Annotated in this window: 19 protein-coding genes; 7 read left to right on the top strand and 12 right to left on the bottom strand. The window is 43.1% G+C overall.

Annotated elements, in window-relative coordinates:
- Positions 1-70 precede the first annotated feature (70 nt).
- The 3 genes from ACED46_RS10540 to ACED46_RS10530 all read right to left on the bottom strand — a co-directional run bounded on the left by ACED46_RS10540 (position 71) and on the right by ACED46_RS10530 (position 1,575).
- The gene (locus ACED46_RS10540; protein WP_017059819.1) at positions 71-640 is read right to left on the bottom strand and encodes a YceI family protein; all 570 of its coding nucleotides are present in this window, start codon (positions 638-640) and stop codon (positions 71-73) included.
- Positions 637-1,176: a cytochrome b gene (locus ACED46_RS10535; RefSeq protein ID WP_172379045.1), complete on the bottom strand. Its 540-nt coding sequence runs from the start codon at positions 1,174-1,176 to the stop codon at positions 637-639. The genes ACED46_RS10540 and ACED46_RS10535 overlap by 4 nt, the downstream gene beginning before the upstream one ends.
- Positions 1,177-1,329: 153 nt before the next feature.
- Complete coding sequence (locus ACED46_RS10530) at positions 1,330-1,575, bottom strand: DUF2164 domain-containing protein (RefSeq protein WP_017059821.1); 246 nt, start codon at positions 1,573-1,575, stop codon at positions 1,330-1,332.
- A 252-nt stretch (positions 1,576-1,827) separates the two neighbouring features.
- Between ACED46_RS10530 and ACED46_RS10525 the strand changes: the two genes are divergently transcribed.
- Positions 1,828-2,463: a hypothetical protein gene (locus ACED46_RS10525; RefSeq protein ID WP_017067365.1), complete on the top strand. Its 636-nt coding sequence runs from the start codon at positions 1,828-1,830 to the stop codon at positions 2,461-2,463.
- A gap of 575 nt (positions 2,464-3,038) precedes the next feature.
- Entirely contained in the window at positions 3,039-3,776 is a 738-nt protein-coding gene (locus tag ACED46_RS10520) for an EAL domain-containing protein (protein ID WP_029235240.1), read from the top strand.
- A gap of 179 nt (positions 3,777-3,955) precedes the next feature.
- Here ACED46_RS10520 and ACED46_RS10515 read toward each other — a convergent pair whose 3' ends face one another.
- The 3 genes from ACED46_RS10515 to ACED46_RS10505 are packed head-to-tail and all read right to left on the bottom strand — an operon-like array spanning position 3,956 to position 9,155.
- Entirely contained in the window at positions 3,956-7,015 is a 3,060-nt protein-coding gene (locus tag ACED46_RS10515; protein ID WP_371721409.1) for an efflux RND transporter permease subunit, read from the bottom strand.
- Positions 7,012-8,067: an efflux RND transporter periplasmic adaptor subunit gene (locus tag ACED46_RS10510; protein ID WP_371721408.1), complete on the bottom strand. Its 1,056-nt coding sequence runs from the start codon at positions 8,065-8,067 to the stop codon at positions 7,012-7,014. The genes ACED46_RS10515 and ACED46_RS10510 overlap by 4 nt, the downstream gene beginning before the upstream one ends.
- Positions 8,064-9,155, bottom strand: coding sequence for an efflux RND transporter periplasmic adaptor subunit (locus ACED46_RS10505; protein WP_371721407.1), 1,092 nt, complete (start codon positions 9,153-9,155; stop codon positions 8,064-8,066). The genes ACED46_RS10510 and ACED46_RS10505 overlap by 4 nt, the downstream gene beginning before the upstream one ends.
- 150 nt (positions 9,156-9,305) lie before the next feature.
- Between ACED46_RS10505 and ACED46_RS10500 the strand changes: the two genes are divergently transcribed.
- Complete coding sequence (locus ACED46_RS10500; protein WP_017064637.1) at positions 9,306-10,049, top strand: TetR/AcrR family transcriptional regulator; 744 nt, start codon at positions 9,306-9,308, stop codon at positions 10,047-10,049.
- 115 nt (positions 10,050-10,164) lie between these two features.
- Here the strand turns inward: ACED46_RS10500 and ACED46_RS10495 are convergent, their stop codons facing one another.
- The 3 genes from ACED46_RS10495 to ACED46_RS10485 form a co-directional block, all read right to left on the bottom strand.
- Entirely contained in the window at positions 10,165-11,436 is a 1,272-nt protein-coding gene (locus tag ACED46_RS10495; RefSeq protein WP_371721406.1) for a DEAD/DEAH box helicase, read from the bottom strand.
- Positions 11,437-11,493: 57 nt separating this feature from the next.
- Complete coding sequence (locus tag ACED46_RS10490; protein WP_371721405.1) at positions 11,494-12,105, bottom strand: ACP phosphodiesterase; 612 nt, start codon at positions 12,103-12,105, stop codon at positions 11,494-11,496.
- Positions 12,106-12,310: 205 nt separating this feature from the next.
- Entirely contained in the window at positions 12,311-12,439 is a 129-nt protein-coding gene (locus ACED46_RS10485) for a hypothetical protein (protein WP_017059831.1), read from the bottom strand.
- 446 nt (positions 12,440-12,885) lie between these two features.
- On the opposite strand from ACED46_RS10485, the gene ACED46_RS10480 reads away from it, so the two are divergent.
- On the top strand, positions 12,886-14,109 hold the full coding sequence (locus tag ACED46_RS10480; RefSeq protein ID WP_017059832.1) for an aromatic amino acid transport family protein: 1,224 nt from the start codon (positions 12,886-12,888) through the stop codon (positions 14,107-14,109).
- 148 nt (positions 14,110-14,257) lie between these two features.
- Positions 14,258-15,682 carry a methyl-accepting chemotaxis protein gene (locus tag ACED46_RS10475; protein WP_371721404.1) on the top strand — a complete coding sequence of 475 codons (1,425 nt, stop codon included), beginning with the start codon at positions 14,258-14,260 and terminating at the stop codon, positions 15,680-15,682.
- A gap of 408 nt (positions 15,683-16,090) precedes the next feature.
- Here the strand turns inward: ACED46_RS10475 and ACED46_RS10470 are convergent, their stop codons facing one another.
- The 3 genes from ACED46_RS10470 to ACED46_RS10460 form a co-directional block, all read right to left on the bottom strand.
- Positions 16,091-16,816, bottom strand: coding sequence for an HAD-IA family hydrolase (locus ACED46_RS10470; protein ID WP_017059834.1), 726 nt, complete (start codon positions 16,814-16,816; stop codon positions 16,091-16,093).
- Between the two features lie 303 nt (positions 16,817-17,119).
- Positions 17,120-18,928, bottom strand: a complete 1,809-nt coding sequence (locus tag ACED46_RS10465; RefSeq protein ID WP_371721403.1) for an HD domain-containing phosphohydrolase — start codon at positions 18,926-18,928, stop codon at positions 17,120-17,122.
- Positions 18,929-18,988: 60 nt separating this feature from the next.
- Positions 18,989-19,483, bottom strand: coding sequence for a hypothetical protein (locus tag ACED46_RS10460; RefSeq protein WP_017064644.1), 495 nt, complete (start codon positions 19,481-19,483; stop codon positions 18,989-18,991).
- Positions 19,484-19,731: 248 nt separating this feature from the next.
- Here ACED46_RS10460 and ACED46_RS10455 point away from each other — a divergent pair, with 248 nt between their 5' ends.
- A complete protein-coding gene (locus tag ACED46_RS10455; RefSeq protein ID WP_017064645.1) occupies positions 19,732-20,211 on the top strand; it encodes a CreA family protein in 480 nt (159 codons plus the stop codon).
- Positions 20,212-20,340: 129 nt separating this feature from the next.
- The gene (locus ACED46_RS10450) at positions 20,341-21,645 is read left to right on the top strand and encodes an inosine/guanosine kinase (protein WP_017069885.1); all 1,305 of its coding nucleotides are present in this window, start codon (positions 20,341-20,343) and stop codon (positions 21,643-21,645) included.
- Positions 21,646-21,815 lie beyond the last annotated feature (170 nt).

Below are 21,815 nucleotides of genomic sequence, written 5' to 3'. Positions count from 1 at the left end.
TCTAAGTATCTATTTAACTTTTGGTGTTACATAAGAGATTGATACTAGTTAGCGATCAACAATAGCTAGATTACTTCTTTACACCTTCAACGTGTAGATCCATATCTACATAGCTTGAAGCGCCCATTACTGGAATGTTGAAGTCAGCAAGTTCTAGACGAGTTGTACCAACGAAACCTGCACGCTCACCGCCCCATGGGTCTTGACCAGCACCGATGAATTCAGCTTCGATAACGATAGGCTTAGTTACACCGTGAAGTTTAAGGTCACCCATTACTTCAAGTTTGCCGTCGCCTTTATCAACAACTTTCGTGCTGTTGAATGTCGCATCAGAGAACTTACCAGCATCGATGAAATCGCCGCTACGGATATGCTTATCACGTTCTGCGTGGTTTGAATCAAGGCTTGTAGTATCAACCGTTACGTTTACTGTAGACGCTTCAACGTTGCTTTCATCAAATGAGAAGTCACCTGAGAATGTGTTAAAACGACCTTGGATAAAGCTGTAACCCAGGTGGCTAACTTTAAAGTTAACTGAAGCATGCGCACCTTTTGTATCAATCACGTAATCAGCGGCGTTCGCAGCGAAAGGCATTGCCATTGCAAATGCTAATCCTGTAGCGATAATTGACTTTTTCATTTTGAAGCTCCTATCATTTTTCGTAGCGTATCGTCTTTGTCGATAACGTGGTGTTTTATCGCCGCTAAGGCGTGTACTGATGCCATGATGATCAGTACCCATGCAGCATAGTAGTGAATCGTTCCTGCGAGATCAGATTGGTTTGCAAACAGTTCACCCATACTTGGTACAGTGAACCAATTGAATACGTCGATCCCGCGGCCATCTGATGTTGAAATCAAATAACCTGAAATAAATAAAACCGCTAAGTTAATGTACATAAAGCCGTGAGCGATCTTCGCTGCTGCAACTTCATAGCTTTTACCTTCTACTTTAGGTGACACGGTAACTAGTTTCCAAACCAAGCGGATAACAGTAACAGTAGCCAAAAGAATGCCTACCGAGCGGTGATAGTCTGGCGCTGTTTTGTACCACTCGCTGTAATATGAAAGATCAACCATCCACAGGCCTACACCAAATAAGCCAAATACTGCGAGAGCTGAAATCCAATGCATCGCTCTAGCTAAAGGGTTGTAATTTCTAACGTTGTTGTCCATGCATCTCTTCCGAATGTTAACGAATCGTGTAGTTTTGAAAAGCGTACCCTACACTAAGTTTGTGTAACATATTATTTACCAAGCTTTACAATAGTTACATCATTGCAAATTAAACGAGTTATTCAAATTATTTGAACAAGTTTGGGCTAAACGTTAAATTTCAACAATTTGCTCGATTTCGTAGAGCTCATCTGAGATGTCTAACATTTTGCGTTCCATCACTTTCTGAGCGTCTTCTATCCCCTTGTTGTAATACACTGCGCCAAATTTTTTGCTGATGAAGTCGACCAAGAATTCCGTGTCGAACTGACCAAGCTCCACATCAAGTTCATCCTGCAGGTACTTTTGGAGCGTATGAGTAAGCTCAGATTTTTGTTTCGAATCTAATTGAATGGTCATGAATGTTTCCAAATAAAGAGTAAGTAGATCAATTGTGATTTGCTGACTAGACTATAGTCGAGGTAACTAGCTAGAATTCCTCATAATTTAGAATACAGACCTGTAGAGCGCCAGTGCTATCCATAAAATCACTCAGCAATGGTTAATTTTGATAGAGAGATCAAGAACTCGCACTTTGACGATAGGTAACGGAACCGCAATTACCGTACTATTGCCCATCAATAAGATAGTAGCTGTGTATAAGGGACTTCATTGTTATTAGATCTAGTGATTAAAAGCGTTAATCAATTTCAAGACGATTGCCTAAAGCTCTGTGAACGCCACTACCCTACGGTGCACAATCAAGGGATCAGTGAGCACCATATAGGAAAGGCATTTGCTCGCCGAATGGAGCACACCTTCGTTAGCTTTAATCATGCAAGCAACATCAGCCCACTTGAAATGCTTTCCTCTAGAGAAACGCCTCGACACTTCCGAATATCTTCCGAAATTGGTACCGTTTGGATGATCAGTCATCATATGGTGAGCGCCGGGAAAACCTGTCGTAGAAAGTTAATGTTGGACATCCATAATTGGCAACAAGAGTATGGATTTTCCATTCAACCCAATGACGTTTTGATCATTGTCTCCGACCATTGGATTAGCCGAAGTAAAAACAGTGGTGAATTATTGCATTGGTGGATGGGTGAACTCCCAGACGAGATCACGGAATATAGCCAACAAGGTATCACGCTAAGAGAGAGTGATTCTCAATTCGCTACTGACTTAAATAATAATTTTAAAATCAGCCCTTGCTTCATTAAATTTGGACACCCTTTAAAGCGGTCAGGAAATCAACAACTGGTTCGTAAATACCTGCAACTTTACGCAGTACTTCAATGGCAGTAAGAATACGGGTCAACTTTTTCATTCAATATTGAAAGTAAATTGTTAGACCTTCATCCCAGTATTTTATAAAAGATAACTCATTCCCTGTTCATTAATTATTCGAACTTCCTGTTTTAATTATTAATAGCCGATCGACTCACAGTCTCGATTTTGAGAGATAGATATCATTTCTGTGTAACTCGCTTAGTCAATCTATTTTATAACTTTGACACTCCCCCATAATTTAAGCCATTAACCCTACTTTTCTCTGGTGTATCAGCGTTCTAGCCTTATATTGGTTGGGGTTAATATGTGAGACGTTACTCAGCCATTAGATTCACTTAAACTATCAAACGCAGTCAATGATAAGTAAATTTAATGGTTAATGTCATTTATCATGCTGATTTTTCGTTAGTTATATTAATTTAAATATTGACGTTACAAATGAACTTTTATTAATTGACAATTTAGTAACACCTGTCAATATTGTGACAGCCGTGACGTATATTCTCGTCATTAAATAAACACCTTTATTAGCGACTATGATTTTATCAGACAGAAGTGAATTTATTAGCTGTATATCTGTGGATGCCGATATGCAGTTTATTGCGAAATACCAAGACCTGACGCTTAGAAGCGTCTATCAACCTATATTCGACTCTTCTATGACTCAAATAGGTGTTGAGGCTTTGGTGCGCATTTCAAATAACAAAGGTGATATTGTTCGTCCTGATCACTTCTTCCATTCCGACGAAACCTCAAGCACAGACAAAATCAATGTAGAGAGGTTGAGTCGAGCGATTCATATCCGTAACTTCGCACAATCGACAATCCGTCATTTACATCTATTTTTGAACGTTCTTCCAAACGTTGGTGAGTTGTTTGCTGCAGAAAAGGTCAGCGATAGCTTGTTAGCTAAACGCCTTCACGAGCTTAACCTTTCATGCGAACAGATAGTGATGGAGTTGGTAGAGTTGAACGCAGAAAGTGAAGAGCGTTTGAAAGATGCCGCTCTTTCTCTTGCGGATAATGGCTTTCAAATAGCGGTCGATGATTTTGGAACACAAGCATCAACCGAACAACGCGTTCGTCACATTAACCCTCATATCATCAAGATAGACCGCTCGGTTATGTTGGACTTTGAACAAGGCGACACTCGAGAAATGGAGTTAGTACTTGATCTTGCAAACCAAATTGGCGCAAAGACAGTGATTGAAGGTATTGAAACCCAACAACAACTCGAAGCGATGCAGGGCTTAGGCTTCAATATGTATCAAGGCTACCACTTAGCCATGCCAAAGCCGATTGAGTTAGACATACGGCTAGCAATTTAGAATCGCCCTATTGTTCTTAAAGCCGCTTGCCCATTGAGTAGCGGATTTTTTAATGCTTGCCTATTCGTACCCTCTTACCGCTCTCACGTGTCAACACATTTCAGGACGGGACAACACGCATAAAAAACCCAGTCAAATTTGACTGGGCTGGCTTAAAAGAATCTGTTTTATATCATTCCCTAATAACCCGCAGTGGACGGTTTGATTCTATATAAAATAGCGAACATCACCGGTACTACTATTAGCGTTAGTACGGTAGCAAAGCCTAAGCCTGCCATGATGGTAATCGCCATCGAGCCGAAAAATGCATCGAATACCAAAGGAATCATACCCAAGATAGTCGTTAATGCTGCCATAGATACCGGTCGTACACGACTAATCGCACTGTCGACAACCGCTAAATATGGGTCTTTACCTGTTGATAGCTCACTGTTGATCTGGTCAAGCAGTACAATGCCGTTCTTCAAAATCATGCCGCTTAGACTCAATAAGCCAAGGAACGCTGTGAAGCTGAATGGCATATTGGTACCTAACAGACCAATTGAAACACCAATGATAGAGAGTGGAACCGTAAACCAAATCACAAGCGGCTTACGAACCGAGTTAAACAGAAGCATCGTGATGATAAACATCAGCAAATAACCCATTGGCAGTGAACCAAACAGAGATTCTTGCGCATCTTTAGAGCTTTCGTACTCACCACCCCAGCTAATGCTGTAGCCTTCTGGTAAATCTAATGCTTCTACCTTTGGTTTCACACGAGCAAACAGACTCGCTGGCGTTTCATAACCAAGAACATCGTGGTCAGCCAATACTGTTAGCGTACGTTTTCTGTCGCGACGCTGAATCAGTGGCTCAGACCATTGAAGCTCTACGCCATCAATCACTTGCTCAACTGGGATGTAAGTTTGTAGTGATGGGCTCCAAATCTTCACATTGTTTAGCGATTCGAAATCAAAACGCTCTTCTTCCGGTAAACGCGCCACGATATGTAACATATGAGTACCATCACGCAGTAGGCCGATGTTGTAACCGCCAAACGCCATCTGTAATGTCTCAGACAAGTCAGTTTTTGAAATGCCTAGGCGACGAGCCTTAGATTCGTTGAACAGTGGTACAAGTTCTTTAGTGCGTTCACGCCAGTCATGACGAACATTTCGAGAGCCTGGATCGGCAAGCAAGATGTCTTCGACTTCAACTGCAATGTTACGCAGTACTTGTGGATCGGCACCGATAATACGCGCTTCAATTTTTGAAGCGGGTGACGGACCAAACTCAATCAACTTGAACTGGAACGTTGGTTGCTCAAATTCGTTCGCTAAGTCTTTGTCTAGCGCCGCTAGAGCCTTAAACATAGTGTCGCGGTCAGTGGTTCTTACTTGTAACTGGGCGTACGCTTCGTAGCTTTTCTCTGGTTGGTAAGTCAGTGCGAAACGTTGCATGCCCTGCCCAACCGTTGTCGTTACAAACTCCACGTCGTCTTGCTGGCGAATGTAGCTTTCAACTTTTTCTGTCTGCTTGATCGTTTCACGAACATCGGTGCCTTCTGGCATCCACATGTCTACGTAAAACATTGGGGTATTTGACGGCGGGAAGAACTGCTGCTTCACCATACCAAAACCGACGACAGAAACTGCTAATAGAGCGACCATACTAACTACAGTAAGCCATCTAAATCGAAGTGCTACTTTCAGACACGCACCGAATACCACAAACAGGATGCCTTTGTATGGGTCTTCGTTCTCATCAACCTTGTCTTCTTCTTTAAGCAACATCTCGGCAAGGAATGGCGTTAGTGTTAGTGCAGTTACCCAACTCAAAAACAGTGAGAAACACAGTACCCAAAACAGTGAACCCATGAATTCGCCTGTCGCATCCTTCGACAAACCAATCGGTGCAAACGCTGTGATAGCGATAATGGTCGCACCTAACAGTGGCCATTGTGTTTGCTTGACGATGTCTTTCGCTGCTTGAAGCTTGGTTTTGCCTTTCTTCAAGCCCACCAAAATACCTTCAACGACAACAATCGCATTATCCACCAGCATACCCAGCGCGATGATCAGTGCCCCCAGAGAGATGCGGTGCAGTTCAACATCGTTGTAATCCATCAGGATGAAGGTACCGAATACCGTCAATAGAAGAACCAAACCGATGATCAAACCACTGCGTAAGCCCATTGCGAACAACAATACAATGATAACGATGGCTACCGCTTCAACTAGGCTGATTAAGAAGTCAGCCACAGATTTGTCTACTTCTTGCGCTTGGTTGTAGAAGTAATTCAGTTCTACACCCGCTGGCTTAATGCTTTCTAGGCGATCCAGTTCCGCATCCAGTGCTTTACCAATCTCAACCACGTTTACACCAGAAGAGAACGCAATACCCAAGTTGATTGCTGGTTTACCGTTGTACGTTAATACATTGCCCGGCTTTTCTTGAATACCACGAGTTACTTCAGCGACATCTTTCAAGCGAATCAGGTTACCTGTATCGCGACCATGAATGATCAGGTTTTCTAGTTCTTCAACCGTGCTTAAGGTGCCGTTTGGCTTGATCGTGAGGCTTTGACCATTCAGCATCACCTCGCCTGCCGATACCACACTGTTTTGCTGTGCTAGCAGTGACGTAACCGTCGACATATCTAGGTTCAATGCGGCTAAGCGTTCCAGTGACATCTCAACAAACAGTTGTTCTTGTTGGTCACCTGCAATGCTTACTTTACCGACACCGTCGACCAGTTCGATTTCACGCGTTAGGTAATCTGCGTACTGTTTGAGCTCAACGTAATCGTAACCATCACCGGTCAGCATGATCATCACACCAAACACATCACCAAAATCATCGATGATCTGAACGGAATTTACACCACTTGGCAGTGTTGGTTGTAGATCGTTGATCTTACGGCGCATTTCATCCCAGATCTGAGGCAGCTCGTCTGGACCGTAGTCCATCTTCATACTGACCATAATTTGGGACATACCGTTCGATGATGTCGAGGTAATCTTGTCGATGTACGGAAGCTGTCTTATCTCTTTTTCTAGTGGGTAAGTCAGCTCTTCTTCAACTTCCATTGACGTAGCGCCAGGGTAAGTTGAAATAATCATTGCATCTTTAATGGTAAAAGCTGGGTCTTCTAGACGGGATAGATTACCAAAAGACGTCACACCGCCAATGGCCAAAATGACTAGAAACAGCCAGCTGATTACTTTGTTCTTTATTGAATATTCTGCGATGTTCATTCTGCTTTTCCTGACAATTGGATTCCGTCACGGAGTTTTCTTAAATTCGAATTTACGAGTAGCTCACCTTGCTCAACACCATGAGCGATGAGTGCGCCTTGGCCACTGATCTTGTCGACTTCTACTTCGCTTTTGAATGCTTGTCCGTCTTCCATTTTCCACACATAGAACTGATTCGCTTCAGAGCCCGCTTCTAGCGTTGTCATTGGTAATTGGTAGCCTTGAACATCGCTCAGGCCCGCTTTCGCCATATCTACATTGACCGTAACGCTCGTGCCTGGCAGGATTTCACTTTCAGGCTGCTGCATCTGCATCCAAAATTCGTAGGTACGGGATTGTGGGTGCAGTTCACTGGTGTGTTCTAGATACGTCAGTGGATATTGGCCTGTGTGACCGCCAAAGGTCGCCTCAGGACGATAGCTATTTGAACGCATGTCTGGGCTAATTGACGCCAAGATCGAATCTGATACTTGAATTCGCACATACACCTTGTCGTTCTGGTACACACTCAGTAGTGTTTCTCTAGGCGTCGTATTTTCGAATCGTTGCTTATCGACAGTTGAAACTGTTCCTGAGAACGGCGCTAAAAGTTCTGTGTAACTCAGCTTGCGTTTCGCCGCCGCCAAATTCGCCGATGCGAGCTTATAGTTAGCCGTCAGTTGGTCGTGTTCTGATTGCGATAACATTTCGCTGCCAAACATCTCCGTTCCACGGGCCAACTGTTTGCTTGCCAGTTTGAATTGAGATTGAGCATCAGTCAGATCTTGGACGTACGTTGCGTTATCTAAGGTGGCTAATAACTGCCCTTTTTCGACATTGTCGCCCGCTTCTACTAATACTTGTTGAATCTCGCCTGCTAGCTTAAATGCCAAGGGAGTCAATTCAGCTGGCATCACCTGTCCATTAAAACTTCTGAACTGATTAGTAAGCGGTGCGCCAACTTCAAAGGTAGAAACCAACAAAGGTGGTTGTTCACGGTGTACAGCTTCATTGTTACAGGCTTGAAGTAACAGAACCGACGCGACAACAACTGATAATTTTGAAAGGTTCAATAAATACCGCCCTCACGAAGCCAAGCTTTTACTTGTTGTCCGTCTGATAACACATCCACACCCGCTTCAACGATAAGGTCACCAGACGACAATCCGTCGATAACCTTGCCTTGCTCATCAAGAAGGACTTGTACTTTAGAAATCAGTTGAGAGTCAGGGTTATAACGCCATAGTTCACCATGGCCTACGTCTTTGTTTAACCAAGCTGAATCCACAATACCAATGCCGTAGTCAGATTTACTTTTCTGAACTTCAACTTGCGCTGTCATACCAGAAAGTAGATTGATGCCTTCTGGCTTTTCGATAGACACAACCGCTTGGTAGCTGTTGGTATCTTCATCTGGTTGCGTTGAGATTTCTTTAAAGCGAGTCGGGATACGAATGCCGCAGTGGCTGTCCATCACAACCCACATGTTTGAGCTCGTTAGGTCTTGAATAGAACGGTCTTCAAGCTTTGATACTGGAATTGAAAACGTCACATCCATTTCACTGTGATTCAAAATATTCAGTACAGGCTGCTTTTCTGCGATCAATTGATATTGCTTTCCAAACACCATCGATACCACGCCATCGAATGGAGCAACTAAGGTAGTGTAGCCAAGGTTTGTTTTTGCTTGGTCCAACTCAACTTCAGCGGCAGTAAAGGTGTTTACGGCTTGGTCGTAGTAATCGGTACTGACCAGTTTTTTCGCATACAACTCAGAAGCTTGTTTGTATTGGCTGTTCGCCAGATCAAATTTAGCTTGGGCTGCGTCAACGGCAATACGGTAATCCGTCGCGTCTAATACGGCTAACACCTGACCTTTCTTCACTTCTTGTCCCATACGAACATCGAAGGTTTCTATATCTCCACCCACTTGGAAAGAAAGTGCCGCACGGTCGGTTGCATCAACCTTTGCAATGAAGCTATCGAGATCAATATCAGTCTGTTGTGGGATTTCGAACAGCTTGACTGGCTTGATTACCTGCACATTTTCCTCTGACTGAACTTTGTCACATCCAGTTAGAGAGCCTGCGAGCAATAGTGCTGCAATAACAGCTCCCATGCCCTTGCTCGATATGGCATTGATAGACAAATTGAACTGCATGATGCCTCTCCGTTTAATTATTATGATTTATTACACAGGTGGGCAGTATATTTAATATTAAATAATTCTCAAGATTTACTTTCCACTTGTGCAGTATTTTTTATTTCAGTAAAAACAGTGTAGAATGTTGTAATCAGGTAATTATGTGAAATGAAGATGACCGAAAAGAAGCAAGGTAGAAGAAGTGCAAAAGACGCCGAAGAGACGCGTTTTTTGATCATGAGCGTTGCCGCAGACATGTTCTGTGACTTTGGCTACGATCGTGTATCACTGCGAAACATCAGTGAAAAGGCAGGCGTCTCGCATAGCCTTATCCGCCACCACTTTGGTAGCAAAGAAAAGATTTGGCATGCAATAAGTGATTGTTTACACGATTATTTTCAGTCTTACATCAGTAAGATTATGGAAGAGCTGCCAAAAGATGTTGCGCCAAATATCGCTATCTACCTGTTTAGTATGCGTCTGTTCACCAACATGATTCACTCACGTAGGCCAATGCAGCTTATTTCAGACTCTGTTCGCCAAGAAGACAACCTAGTTGATTACTTCATCGACAATGTCGGCGATGTTGAAAAAGAGATTAACGGGCTTGCCGCTGAGTACAATGCAGCTAACCCAGACAAAATGATCAACATTTACGAAGTTAAATGGCAAATGATCATGTACGCAAACGGCGCTGTATGCCTCACTCCCTTTATGGAAAGCACTTGGAATGAAGGTGATATGGTCACCTCACCCGAAGACGCCCTACTTAAGCATTGGCAGCTTTTCAACACGCAGATGGTCAGCAAGTTCAATATTGATGAAGAGTGGGCTCTAAATCCAACCTCGATTGAAGAGCTGATTTATGAAGTGCCATGTGAATGGAAGTGTAACCAGGAACATAAAGCTTAATCGGGTTCATAACCATTATGAGCTTATAAGATACAAAAACGCGCCGTTACAGAAGTCACTGTAACGGCGCGTTTTTATATGTATAGATCTTTAAACTGGAGCTTTGTACAGCTTATTAGCGACGTGCTTTACCGCGGTTTTGGTGAATCTTAAGCTTCGCTTTCATCTTACGTTTTTCTGATGAACGGCTTTCGCTGCGACCACCACGATCGGGCGCTAGATCTTTTTCAAGGCTTGGTTCAAAGCCCTCTAGCCACTCTTGAGGCAAGCGAGTATCAAGTAATCGCTCAATATCACCCAATAGGTAAGCTTCATCCTGACTCATCAAAGAGATCGCTAAGCCGCTGTTACCCGCACGGCCAGTACGTCCGATGCGGTGAACATAATCTTCTGCTTTAAATGGCATGTCATAGTTCACAACTTGTTCTAGCTGCTGAATATCAATACCACGAGCTGCCACGTCGGTTGCGATCAACGCACGAACTTTGCCTGACTTGAAATCGTCTAGGGCTTTTTGACGCGCACCTTGGCTCTTATCGCCATTGATTGATGCCGCTTTAATGCCGTCTAACTTAAGCTCTTTAACGAGAGCATCAGTGCCCTGCTTAGTCTTTGTGAACACCAACACTTGTTGCCAGTTTTTTGAACCAATCAAATACGCTAATAGCTCACTTTTACGCGACTTATCTACCGGGTAAACCATCTGTGTTACGGTTTCAGCGGTGCTGTTTTTTGGCGTAACTTGGATTTCACTTGGCTTCTGCATCATACGGTGTGCAATCGCTTTGATTTTGTTATCAAACGTTGCAGAGAAGAACAGAGTTTGACGCACTTCGTTCATGCGAGAAAGAATACGCTTGATGTCAGGCATGAAGCCCATATCTAACATACGGTCAGCTTCATCCAGTACCAGTACTTCCGTTTGGCTCAACATGATGTTTCTAGTGAACATGTGATCAATAAGACGACCAGGCGTCGCGACAAGAATATCTGCGCCACCGCGTAAGTTATCAGTTTGCACCTTCATGCTAACGCCGCCGTAAGCCACCACGACTTTAATGTCGGTGCCCTTTGCGTAGCTAGTTAAGTTATCGAAAACCTGTTGTGCCAATTCACGAGTTGGCACTAATACAAGCGCACGAACGAGCTTAGGGTTCGGAATAACGTTGTCTTTTGTCTCGATTAATCTTTGAATAATCGGTAAACCAAACGCAGCCGTTTTACCTGTACCCGTTTGAGCACCAGCCAGTACATCTTTGCCTTCTAATACCAATGGAATTGCTTGTTCTTGAACACTGGTAGGAGCCGTAAAATTAAGCTCAGACAACGTGGCAAGAAGATGCTCAGATAATCCTAGTTGGTTAAAAGATTTTGTAGATTCAGACATAGTATGATGCTCAAAGATTAAATAGGCGCGGATTGTAGCAAACCTGCATTACGCTGTTTACCTTTCCTTTTGATTTTTCTTCATTTGAAGCGCATTAAACTGCTTAACTTCCTCTAAAACGTTGGGATAAAGCTCATTAAAGTGACACTGCAACGTATCATAGTGACGTTCGAGGTCATCGTAACATGCCTCGAGCATACCGAGCTTAGGCCTTCTCAACGCCATTCGCTGCAACACCACCTCTATAGATGACATGTCTTGATAGCTCTCTAACCATCTATGCTCAGCCATTTTCTGATGAACCATAACGAAATTTTCAGGCCAGTGTGGCTCTTGATGTTCAAAGATCTGCTCATGGCTATCTAAACAAAAACGCTCTAATGTCTGCTGTGAAAACTGATCCCAATGATTGGCTAAGCAGTGATCCCAAAATACATCGAGTGCGATAGGCGCAAAGCGTCGTGTTTGGTCTGAGAAAAGTGATTTTGCAGAACGAGATACATCATGACGATCAGTATAGCTATCAACAAATCGATGAAGCCTAATACCGTCAGAAAGGGAATCAGAATAGTGTTTATTAGGGTCGCCTTTAACAAAATCACCTAACAGGTTACCTGCTAAGTTGCTGTTACAGTGCTTGGCGATGTGAAGGTGTGCGAGAAAGTTCATTGAACCTCATTAAAGTATCGAGAACTAAGTAACATGGTAAACGTACTCGTTTATCTTCGCGAACTTTAATGAGGATAGTTTTGGTATGACGTGTGAGCGAATACGATTTGCTCAGTTTAGAATTGTTTGCTTTGAGAATCTTTAGCTAAGAAAACTTTTAGCTTTAAAACGTTTCAGTTGAAACTGAATTAAAGATCTTAAAAGCTTAGTTCGAAGACTTGAAAAGCTCTTCTGCTAACTGTTTCACTGTCTGCTCATAGTCAGACAAATCAATGCCAATTTCCATAGCATCTAACAACTCTAGACTTTCGTCATTATAAGATTGGTCACTCATTGTGCCCCCTCTATTCCTTGATGTGGACATGATGTCCGATTAACTAGTGCACCATCTTGGACTTATATTATGTCACTTTGATGAACGCACTCTACTCTACCCATTCCATATTCATAGCTTAAAGCTACTCGCGATCATTAACGCTTTTTTGCGCTAAAGGGGTATACGCGAACGACATATGTACTGCCACCTTACACCAAGTACAACAAATTACTCTATAAATTTTGAAACCGATCATGGTCAAACGTTTGCTTTGCTCATTTGAATGCTGACACGCCCCTTTGTGTAAATATTAATTTACAGTGGATGCTTTTAATTACAATAAGAATTGCATTTGGAATTAAACTCAATCAGAATACTTCAAAATCGAGATATTCTTTGGGTTTATGCGCTTAAGCTAGAAGAATTACAATGAAAACACACCCTAACGTAAAGAATTATATACAATGAATAAATCAAAGGTTTTTGGTAGTACTTTGATCATTGCAGGCACAACCATTGGTGCTGGCATGCTCGCTCTTCCACTTGCTTCTGCAGGTATTGGCTTTTCAACTTCACTTTTCTTGATGCTGGGTTTATGGGCGTTAATGGCTTTTACTGCGCTATTAATGGTAGAGCTTCACCAATTCGCAGAATCTGACGCTACCCTACACACGTTAGCTCATACCATTTTGGGGACAAAAGGAAAGTGGATTGCGAGCTTCGCGGTGATGTTTCTTTTCTACGCTCTGTGTGCGGCATACATAGCTGGCGGCGGTGCGCAATTTAACCAACGAATTTCGGATATCGCGGGTATCGAACTTAATGCTCAAATCACCACGCTTCTATTTACCCTATTAGTTGCCGGCGTTGTTACGATTGGTACACACAGTGTTGATAAAGTTAACCGCGTTTTGTTTGGCTTAAAGCTTATCGCGATGGTTTTGGTACTCAGCTTCCTAGCGCCAAACATTACCTCTCAATACTTAATGAGCATGCCTTTACAGCAAGGCCTGATTGTTGCGGCTATTCCGGTTGTGTTTACCTCTTTTGGTTTCCACGGCAGCATCCCATCAATTGTTCGATACCTAGATGGTGACGTTCGTTCTTTACGTAAGGTAATGATTATTGGCTCGGCACTGCCTCTGGTTATCTACGTTTTCTGGCAAAGTGTTACTTTGGGCGTGATTAGCCAAGAGCAGTTGTTGTCTGACACAAGCTTGGGCGCGCTATTAGTCTCGCTATCGCAAACGGTTCATCAATCCAACCTAAGCGTGATCGTCGGTGTGTTTGCAGACCTTGCACTGCTGACATCTTTTATTGGTGTGAGCTTGGGCTTATTTGAATTCATGGGCGACTCACTGAGCAAGAAACTAGGTAACGCAAAACGTGTTAAGACAGCTGCTATCACCTTCTTACCGCCACTGGGGTTTGCCTTATTTTACCCACAAGGCTTCATCATGGCTTTAGGCTACGCAGCCATTGCACTTTCAGTGCTCGCGATTCTGTTACCAACAGTGATGGTCTACAAGGTTCGTTACACTGATTTCTCTGTCAAACCACAATCTTCAGAAGCCAGTTACCAAGTGTTAGGCGGTAGCAAAGCGTTGTTTTTAGCAGGTAGCGTTGGCGTATTTATCATTGCGATTCAAGTTCTTATTTCAGTAGGGTTACTGCCTTCTTTAGGCTAATAAACCTATACAGAACTAATTTACTTGATTCAGATCTCATAAATGACATATCACTATCATTAATTTTCACAATTAGTCGATTGAAGTCACATTTTTATTGAGGTCGGTTATTTAGAGTCCACGGTAAAGGATTTACCGTGGAGTTTTTATGAAAGAAGTACAATTTCGAACGATAGACAAACTGTTTATTAAGATGTCGATCAACGACAAGTTTTGGGTCATTTTCTTAATCTTTTTTGCCGCTCTGGCAAGCCTAGCTGGACTGAACTACGTCAACAAAATGGAACACATTGACGTAACTGCAAAACAGCAGGTCGAGTATCAACTGCAAGGCATTTTATCAGCATCAGATTCCCCGGCATCTGTTCGCTCTGTTAGCCAGCAAACTCGCGCTCAACAAACCACTATTTCAAATAATGGTTCTGTGACTGCCACAGCACTCGCACAAGATGGCAACTACTACTCACTTACCGTTTCAACTAACGATATACAGAATCAAAAGCAGCAAGCACTGAACACTTTATTACTGAGCTTCTTGTGGTGTGTGCCTTTTGGTCTTTTCTGTTACTGGGTAGCGACTTTCCTAGGCGGCGCACTTTGGGTTCTTTATTCAACGACTCAAAAGATTGGTGATGGTGACTTAACATCACGCCTTGGCTTCCACCCTGGCCGTGATGAGTTCGGCACGATTGGTTGTGCGCTTGACCGTTCAATGGACACGCTTAGTGAGTTAGTCAACAACGTAAACCACAGTGCAGCAACGCTAAGCGAAACATCGGCTTCTTTCGAAACTGAGATGAAGCGCAGCGAAACACAAATCATGAGCCAAAATGCCTCTCTAGACTCTGTAGCGACAGCAATGGATCAGATGACAGCTTCGGCAAATGAAGTCTCTAACATCTCTGCACGCTCAACTGAACAAACAGAACAAGACGCGCAGCAAATCAACGATAGCCACGCGAAGGTTCAACAGGCAATCTCGGAAATCACCACCCTTTCTTCTTTGATTGAGCAAACCTCATCTTCTGTTACTAGCTTGAATGTGAATACGAGCCAAATTAACGAGGTCATCACGACGATCAATGCTATTTCAGAGCAAACTAACTTACTTGCTTTAAATGCCGCGATTGAAGCCGCTCGTGCGGGCGAGCAAGGCCGAGGTTTCGCTGTTGTTGCTGATGAAGTAAGAACACTGGCAAGCCGCACTCAGTCGGCTACTGTAGAAATCCAAGCGATGATTGAACGCTTACAGCAAGAGAGCCAAAATATCGCGAAGATCACCGAACAGACGGTTGACCAAGCGCAAACCAGTAGCCAGTTGATTTCAAACATTGGTCACGACGTAAACTCGATTGCAGATTCAGCTCAAGCACTAATGGACATGAGTATCCAAATCGCAACATCAGCCGATGAGCAAAGTAACGTTGCCAATACGATTGCAGCAGAGCTTAACGATATTCGAAGCCAATCCGATGTGATTAAAGACGTGGCTCAGAATTCTTCAAATGGCGTATCTAGGCTAACAGAAGCGTCGGTTTCTCTATCTCAGACATTGGCACGCTACCGAACTTAAGGATCAACTGGTGAACTAGCGGCGTGAATTGAAAACAAACTAATGAGGACTCGTAATGGGTCCTTTCTTTTTGGCTTTTGTTTAATAACATTACAAGAACCATGGTCAATAACGATGACATTATCAATTACCATGAAGCAAGTCGCAAAGGAGAGATTAAGAAGTGTCAGAACTGTCTAATATTCGAGCTTAGGAGTAATCTAATTGAACGGGTCTTTTTTCGCTTACCCCCTTGCTGCAGGTGACACATAATGAATAAAACAGAAACACCAAACACCGACGACATTACATGCCCTTTATGCCAACACGACGAGTATCTGCTTTCAGAAAGTGGAGAAAAGTTTACTTGTGCATCTTGCGGTTTCCACACCAAACAATTTAGTAAGGTAGTCAGCCTTCAACTAAGCTCTACCCCACCAAAGCTGCAGAATTCGATATACCACCATTTGAGCAGTGCTTGCCATTAATCCAAACTGAAATTTCTTCTAAACTGTAGATATCCTGAGCCGCGAGTTCTGCTGAGTCGGCTTCGGGATCTACGATTGCTTCATCAATACTCGGGCGTAATCGAAACGATTGGATACCCGCGCGAACACCAGCCTCAATCCCTTTCAACGTATCATCCACGTAGATGCACTCATTTGGCAGAAAGCCCATGTTCATGGCCGTGTACATGATTAGATCAGGCTCTGGCTTCCAGCTGTTAGCATCAAAAGCTGAGAACACTTTGCCTTTGAAGTCGTCTAGCATGCCTGTCATCGCCAATGAAGATTCAACCCTAGATTTCGGTGCATTGGAAGCAATACAAAACTCGATGTCTTGTTGTTTGAGGAATTCAATAAGTTCGATAGCGCCATCCATCGGTTTTAAATGACGCTGGAACAGTGCTTGTAATTCATTGCGATATAACGGCTCAAGTGTATCAATCGAGATAGATAACCCAAGACGTTCTTGTGTATCCATTAAGATGTCGGCTAGCTTCCCGCCTTGAAAGTGCGCATAGCAGTCGTTGACGTTTAGCTCCGCTCCAAAGCCAGTGAAAACGTTCACCAAAGCTTGGCAGCACAGCTTTTCACTATCGATAAGTGTTCCGTCACAATCGAAAATCACACATTTAGTCTGTTCTAACCGCATAGGTATCTCACTCAGATTGAATCCAAGTTTTATCCTATAGTGTTCTTTCAATGCGCGAGATGATTGAGGTAACAGTTTGCAGATACAGACTTATTTCTCTTCGCGAAATATGGAGTTGATCACTTTATCGCTCAGCATAAGCAACAGTTTTCATTAAATTAACCCAGATTCTACGAAACCAAATACTGCGAGGTTTACATAAGCTACTCAATTTCAGGAGAAAATATAAATCACTACTTCCTAGCCGGATCGTGGTGAATCGATAAAAAAAATGGCTTATAGGCTACTCAGATAGAGCGACAATTAGCTAACAACCGACTCTTCTAAGACCTTAGCTTCAAGCGAAGGTGAAGACGCATATTCTACAGTTCCAGTATCGGGGTACGAATCTCGGATAGCGACAAACTCGGATAAGTGTTTCAGTAGCAATTTAGTTAGCTGAGGATCAAACTGGTAGCCACACTCTCGCTCAAACAAATCGACCACCATATCTAACGGCCACGGTTCTTTGTAGCAACGTGCACTAAGCAGCGCATCAAACACATCGGCTACGGCAGTGATACGAGCAAACAGGTGTATTTCATCACCCACTTTTCCATTCGGGTATCCAGCACCATCCCAACGCTCGTGATGTTCGTTAGCAATGATTGCCGCGAGGTTGGTAATATCACCCGCTCCGCTCTTTAGTAAGTTATAGCCAGCCGTAGTATGAAGCTTCATCACCTCCCACTCTTGGTCGGTTAATTTCCCAGGTTTATCCAAGATTGATTCAGGGACTGAAATCTTACCCACATCGTGCATTGGGCTGATGATCTCAATCATCTCGACCTCGCGATGGCTCAAGCCACGATACTTAGCAAGCAGTGCAGACAACTTGGCTACACGCTTAACATGATTACCAGTTTCGCCAGAGCGGGTTTCAATTGCCTCTCCGAGAACATGAATCATATCCTTTTGGATATTCAAGGTCTGTTTCTGAAGCTTTAAGATTCGTTTGTTCTTATTCGCCAACTCTTTCTTTTGGCGCAGAGTGACAAATTGCATCAAGATGATCAGGCTCAAACCCGCAATCACCATCGACAGCCCCAATAACAACTGGAAGTTTTTGCGAATAAAGGATGAAGGCTCGTTAATGAAAACCGCTTCGTCAGGTAACGCGTTTCCACTAATCCCGTATCTCTTCATTGCAGGGTAATTGAATACAAAACGTTTGTTGTCTCCGGGAGTTAACGGTGTAGTAAAACCAAGTGGAAGGTATTTATCCAACGCATCGACGGCCTGTTCACCCATGCTTTGTGAGTGATTAACGTAACCACCGAGTACATCACCCGAAATATAGAACTGCCATAAAGCAAACACCGGAGCAGCACTCGCTTTTGACAACGTATCCGCAATCTCTTGGTAAGTGTGATAAACCCCTTGCTTTAACTCGGTGTTGTAATGACTGAGCAATACCGCATCGTCCGCAGAGATCCCTTCCAAAAATTGGCTCGTATGCTCCAGCGACAAGTCGCGAATTTCTACGAGATTGATATTTGAAAATTCAGCCATCATTTTGTTCATTTCTTTATGAATCAATTCAGACGTGACACTGTAATCATTTACAAAATAGAGATTCTTTAGATTAGGTCTTAATTTGGAGATCAGCTTAATATTAACGTCTATCTGATCGTTATCGTAAAGCACAGTTGCTCTGTCAGACACCGCGTACATGTCGGTGCTGAAATCATTGATGCCGGCTGCAACGACAGGTGTGGAGCGATCAATCAAATTAGGCAGAGATTCAAGAAAATTGGCTGCGTTATCGTCCGTCGCAATTACGCCATCAAATTTATAACCTGCATACTTCGCACGTAAGTAGTTCGCGAGAGAGTCGTAATACTCTGGGCTGTGGACACGCTTTGAATCCAAATACTCTATTGAGAGTTTAACTTCGGTTTGAGACTGGCTGAACGCACTGTCTATCCCTTTTTGGAAGTCAGCAGTCCATTGATAAGAAGGTTCGTATGAGTGTAAAACTAGGATGCGTTTAATATCCCAGTCGTTAGCAAAACTGAGTGAAGAATAAGCGCTAACACATAATACAGCGATTGATATCAATAGCTTGTACATACAATACCCTTTAAATAAGACGGGGTATTGTACTTAGATTAACGCTTTGTCAAAGAATCTTTAGTTCTCGATCCATACTTTATCGCAAGAAGCATGATCTTGTGCCCAAAAATCGTGTAACTGCTTAGCAAAGTTGTTGATACTTTGACCATTTTCAGCAACGACATCCGAGATCAATAGGGAACCATCCGCTTCTGTGACGATAGCGCTCGCCACAACTTCACCGTTTTGAGTACCAATATATAATACATGATCGTCAGAAAGCATAATTTGGCTCAAGAACTCAAGCATGTGTGCCCTTTCGATTTCATCTTGGTAAACGCTTGCTTGGTTGAGTGAAAATAGCACGGTCAATTTATGGAAATCGACTTTATGCAGTTCATCAATTTGGGAAGGAGTTTGATCTTGTGCTAGGAGTTGGTATGTCTTGGATGGAAGTTTGCTTTGATAAAGTTCACGGCCGAGGAGACTCTCTTTTGCGGGGTAAGCAATATCGAGCTGACTAAATAGCCATTGGTTTTTCTTGTGTGCAATTTCAGGTATTTCGTTATTCATTCTTTTAGTACCTACGGTTAGTATCCCCAAATATCGCAGTTATTTGGAAGACATACGGTCGGCTGAGGTGCCGAGCTACAAGCAGAGAGCATACAGAGCATGACCAAGGCCAACAAGTACTTTAAATGCTTCATATTTTTCATTATCCAACAACATCCTTTAAGAACTTAACGAAAAGCTCTACACTCGTATCCAAGCTTTCAATATCCTTATAGTAAACAGAACTATATAAATAAAAAGGACTTCTTATGAAAAAAGCCTTAATAGCAGCAGGTATCGTGACAATGTTAGCTGGCTGTTCGGACAACGAGGTTGGCGACGTCTCACTGGGTTTCTTCACAATGAAGGATATCAAGATGTCTTCATTAGATGACGATAAGATCGCGGGTGTTACCTGTCATATCGCATCAATCGAAGCAAACCTTAGCCTTTCTGATCCAAGTGATAGCTCTATATCTTGTCGTCAAACAGGTGAAATTACACCAGAAATGATTGCTCAAATAGACAAGAGTAAGTCTGGCGAAGTGGTATTCAAGCAATCGAAAAGTATCTTCTTTAAAACAATGAAGGTTCGTCGTATCTACGATGCAGAGAATCAGTCGCTGCTCTACTTGTCTTACACCACCAAAGAAACAGAAGGTAGCTTCAAACACAGCCTTTCAACTGTTCCACTATGGGGTACAGAGGCTTACGTTGATCCAGCGACGTTAGTACAGCCAACCGAGTAGTTTCAAACATATAGTTAGTTGAATCACCTGTACAGACATTGTGCAGGTGATTCAAAATGTAATAAAAATGAAAGAAACAGAAACAAAATGTGATATCATGCGGCAAAATTTTTTCACTGTATTTTTCATATGAAGTTTCCTGGACAGCGTAAATCTAAGCACTACTTTCCAACTCACGCACGTGATCCGTTGGTCAACCAAATTCAACAAACGCCTAAGCTTCACCGCGCAACGATTGTGGGTGTTGGCCAAACGATTGTTGATATCGAAGCCCGTGTTGACAACGAGTTCCTAGAAAAATACGAGCTGAGTAAAGGTCACTCACTGGTATTGGAAGAAAGTAAAGCAGATGCGCTGTATGAAGAGTTAGTTGAGCGCGGTTTGATCACGCATCAATATCCTGGCGATACTATCGGCAACACACTGCACAACTATTCCGTACTTGCGGACAGCAAATCTGTCCTGCTTGGCGTAATGTCTAAGAAGATTGAAGTTGGCTCATTTGGTTATCGTTACCTTTGCCGCACTTCTTCTCGTATGAATCTAAACCACCTTCAAACTGTTGATGGTCCAATTGGTCGTTGTTACACGCTGATTTCTGAAGATGGCGAACGTACGTTTGCAATCAACGAAGGCCACATGAACCAACTTCTTCCAGAAAGCATTCCTGAAAAAGTCTTCGAGAAAGCTTCTGCATTGGTTGTGTCGTCATACCTAATGCGTGGCAAACCTGAAGATCCGATGCCAAAAGCGGTACAAAAAGCGATTGAATACGCGAAAGCGCACAATGTGCCTGTTGTACTAACACTTGGTACTAAGTATGTGATCGAAGGCAACGCTGAATGGTGGCAAGAATACCTGAAAGAAAACGTAACCATCGTCGCGATGAACGAAGATGAAGGTGAAGCGCTAACGGGTGAAAAAGATCCTCTATTGGCTGCTAACAAGGCACTTGAGTGGGTTGACCTAGTTCTATGTACTGCAGGTCCTATTGGTCTATACATGGCAGGTTACACTGACGAACCAGCGAAACGCGAAACCACACTGCCATTGTTACCGGGTAACATCCCTGAGTTCAATAAATACGAATTCAGCCGTGCGATGCGTAAGCAAGACTGTAAAGACCCAGTAAAAGTGTACTCTCACATTGGCCCTTACCTAGGTGGCCCACTTGAGATTAAGAATACCAATGGCGCTGGCGATGGTGCACTTTCAGCACTACTTCACGACATGGCAGCAAATAGCTACCACCACGTGAATGTACCAAACTCAGAGAAACACGAGCACACTTGTCTAACTTACTCTTCACTGTCTCAAATTTGTAAGTACGCAAACCGTGTAAGCTACGAAGTGTTGACTCAGCACTCTCCTCGCCTTTCTCGTGCATTACCTGAACGCGAAGATAGCTTAGAAGAAACATACTGGGATCGTTAATCGACCATATTAGGCAGTTACCTCTTAAAGGTTAACGCCAAGTGAGATTACCCATTCCTTGAAGGGCTGCTATATGCAGCCCTTTTTGTATTCAACACCAATATAACGGCATCTGAAGTTAATCATATCGAATATTTTGCTCGTTTAAGATTTGATCTCGCGCAATGACT

This window comes from Vibrio sp. 1S139 (assembly GCF_041439475.1).
Classification (GTDB): Bacteria; Pseudomonadota; Gammaproteobacteria; order Enterobacterales; family Vibrionaceae; genus Vibrio; species Vibrio crassostreae_C.
The sequence above is the reverse complement of the archived record's forward strand: the minus strand, read 5'-3'. Positions and strand labels throughout refer to the sequence as shown.

Bases quoted from the DNA above. Each gene is read 5' to 3' on its own strand.
- ACED46_RS10540 (WP_017059819.1), bottom strand. From the start codon at position 640: ATGAAAAAGTCAATTATCGCTACAGGATTAGCATTTGCAATGGCAATG.
- ACED46_RS10535 (WP_172379045.1), bottom strand. From the start codon at position 1,176: ATGGACAACAACGTTAGAAATTACAACCCTTTAGCTAGAGCGATGCAT.
- ACED46_RS10530 (WP_017059821.1), bottom strand. From the start codon at position 1,575: ATGACCATTCAATTAGATTCGAAACAAAAATCTGAGCTTACTCATACG.
- ACED46_RS10520 (WP_029235240.1), top strand. From the start codon at position 3,039: ATGCAGTTTATTGCGAAATACCAAGACCTGACGCTTAGAAGCGTCTAT.
- ACED46_RS10515 (WP_371721409.1), bottom strand. From the start codon at position 7,015: ATGAACATCGCAGAATATTCAATAAAGAACAAAGTAATCAGCTGGCTG.
- ACED46_RS10505 (WP_371721407.1), bottom strand. From the start codon at position 9,155: ATGCAGTTCAATTTGTCTATCAATGCCATATCGAGCAAGGGCATGGGA.
- ACED46_RS10500 (WP_017064637.1), top strand. From the start codon at position 9,306: ATGAAGATGACCGAAAAGAAGCAAGGTAGAAGAAGTGCAAAAGACGCC.
- ACED46_RS10495 (WP_371721406.1), bottom strand. From the start codon at position 11,436: ATGTCTGAATCTACAAAATCTTTTAACCAACTAGGATTATCTGAGCAT.
- ACED46_RS10490 (WP_371721405.1), bottom strand. From the start codon at position 12,105: ATGAACTTTCTCGCACACCTTCACATCGCCAAGCACTGTAACAGCAAC.
- ACED46_RS10485 (WP_017059831.1), bottom strand. From the start codon at position 12,439: ATGAGTGACCAATCTTATAATGACGAAAGTCTAGAGTTGTTAGATGCT.
- ACED46_RS10480 (WP_017059832.1), top strand. From the start codon at position 12,886: ATGAATAAATCAAAGGTTTTTGGTAGTACTTTGATCATTGCAGGCACA.
- ACED46_RS10475 (WP_371721404.1), top strand. From the start codon at position 14,258: ATGAAAGAAGTACAATTTCGAACGATAGACAAACTGTTTATTAAGATG.
- ACED46_RS10470 (WP_017059834.1), bottom strand. From the start codon at position 16,816: ATGCGGTTAGAACAGACTAAATGTGTGATTTTCGATTGTGACGGAACA.
- ACED46_RS10465 (WP_371721403.1), bottom strand. From the start codon at position 18,928: ATGTACAAGCTATTGATATCAATCGCTGTATTATGTGTTAGCGCTTAT.
- ACED46_RS10460 (WP_017064644.1), bottom strand. From the start codon at position 19,483: ATGAATAACGAAATACCTGAAATTGCACACAAGAAAAACCAATGGCTA.
- ACED46_RS10455 (WP_017064645.1), top strand. From the start codon at position 19,732: ATGAAAAAAGCCTTAATAGCAGCAGGTATCGTGACAATGTTAGCTGGC.
- ACED46_RS10450 (WP_017069885.1), top strand. From the start codon at position 20,341: ATGAAGTTTCCTGGACAGCGTAAATCTAAGCACTACTTTCCAACTCAC.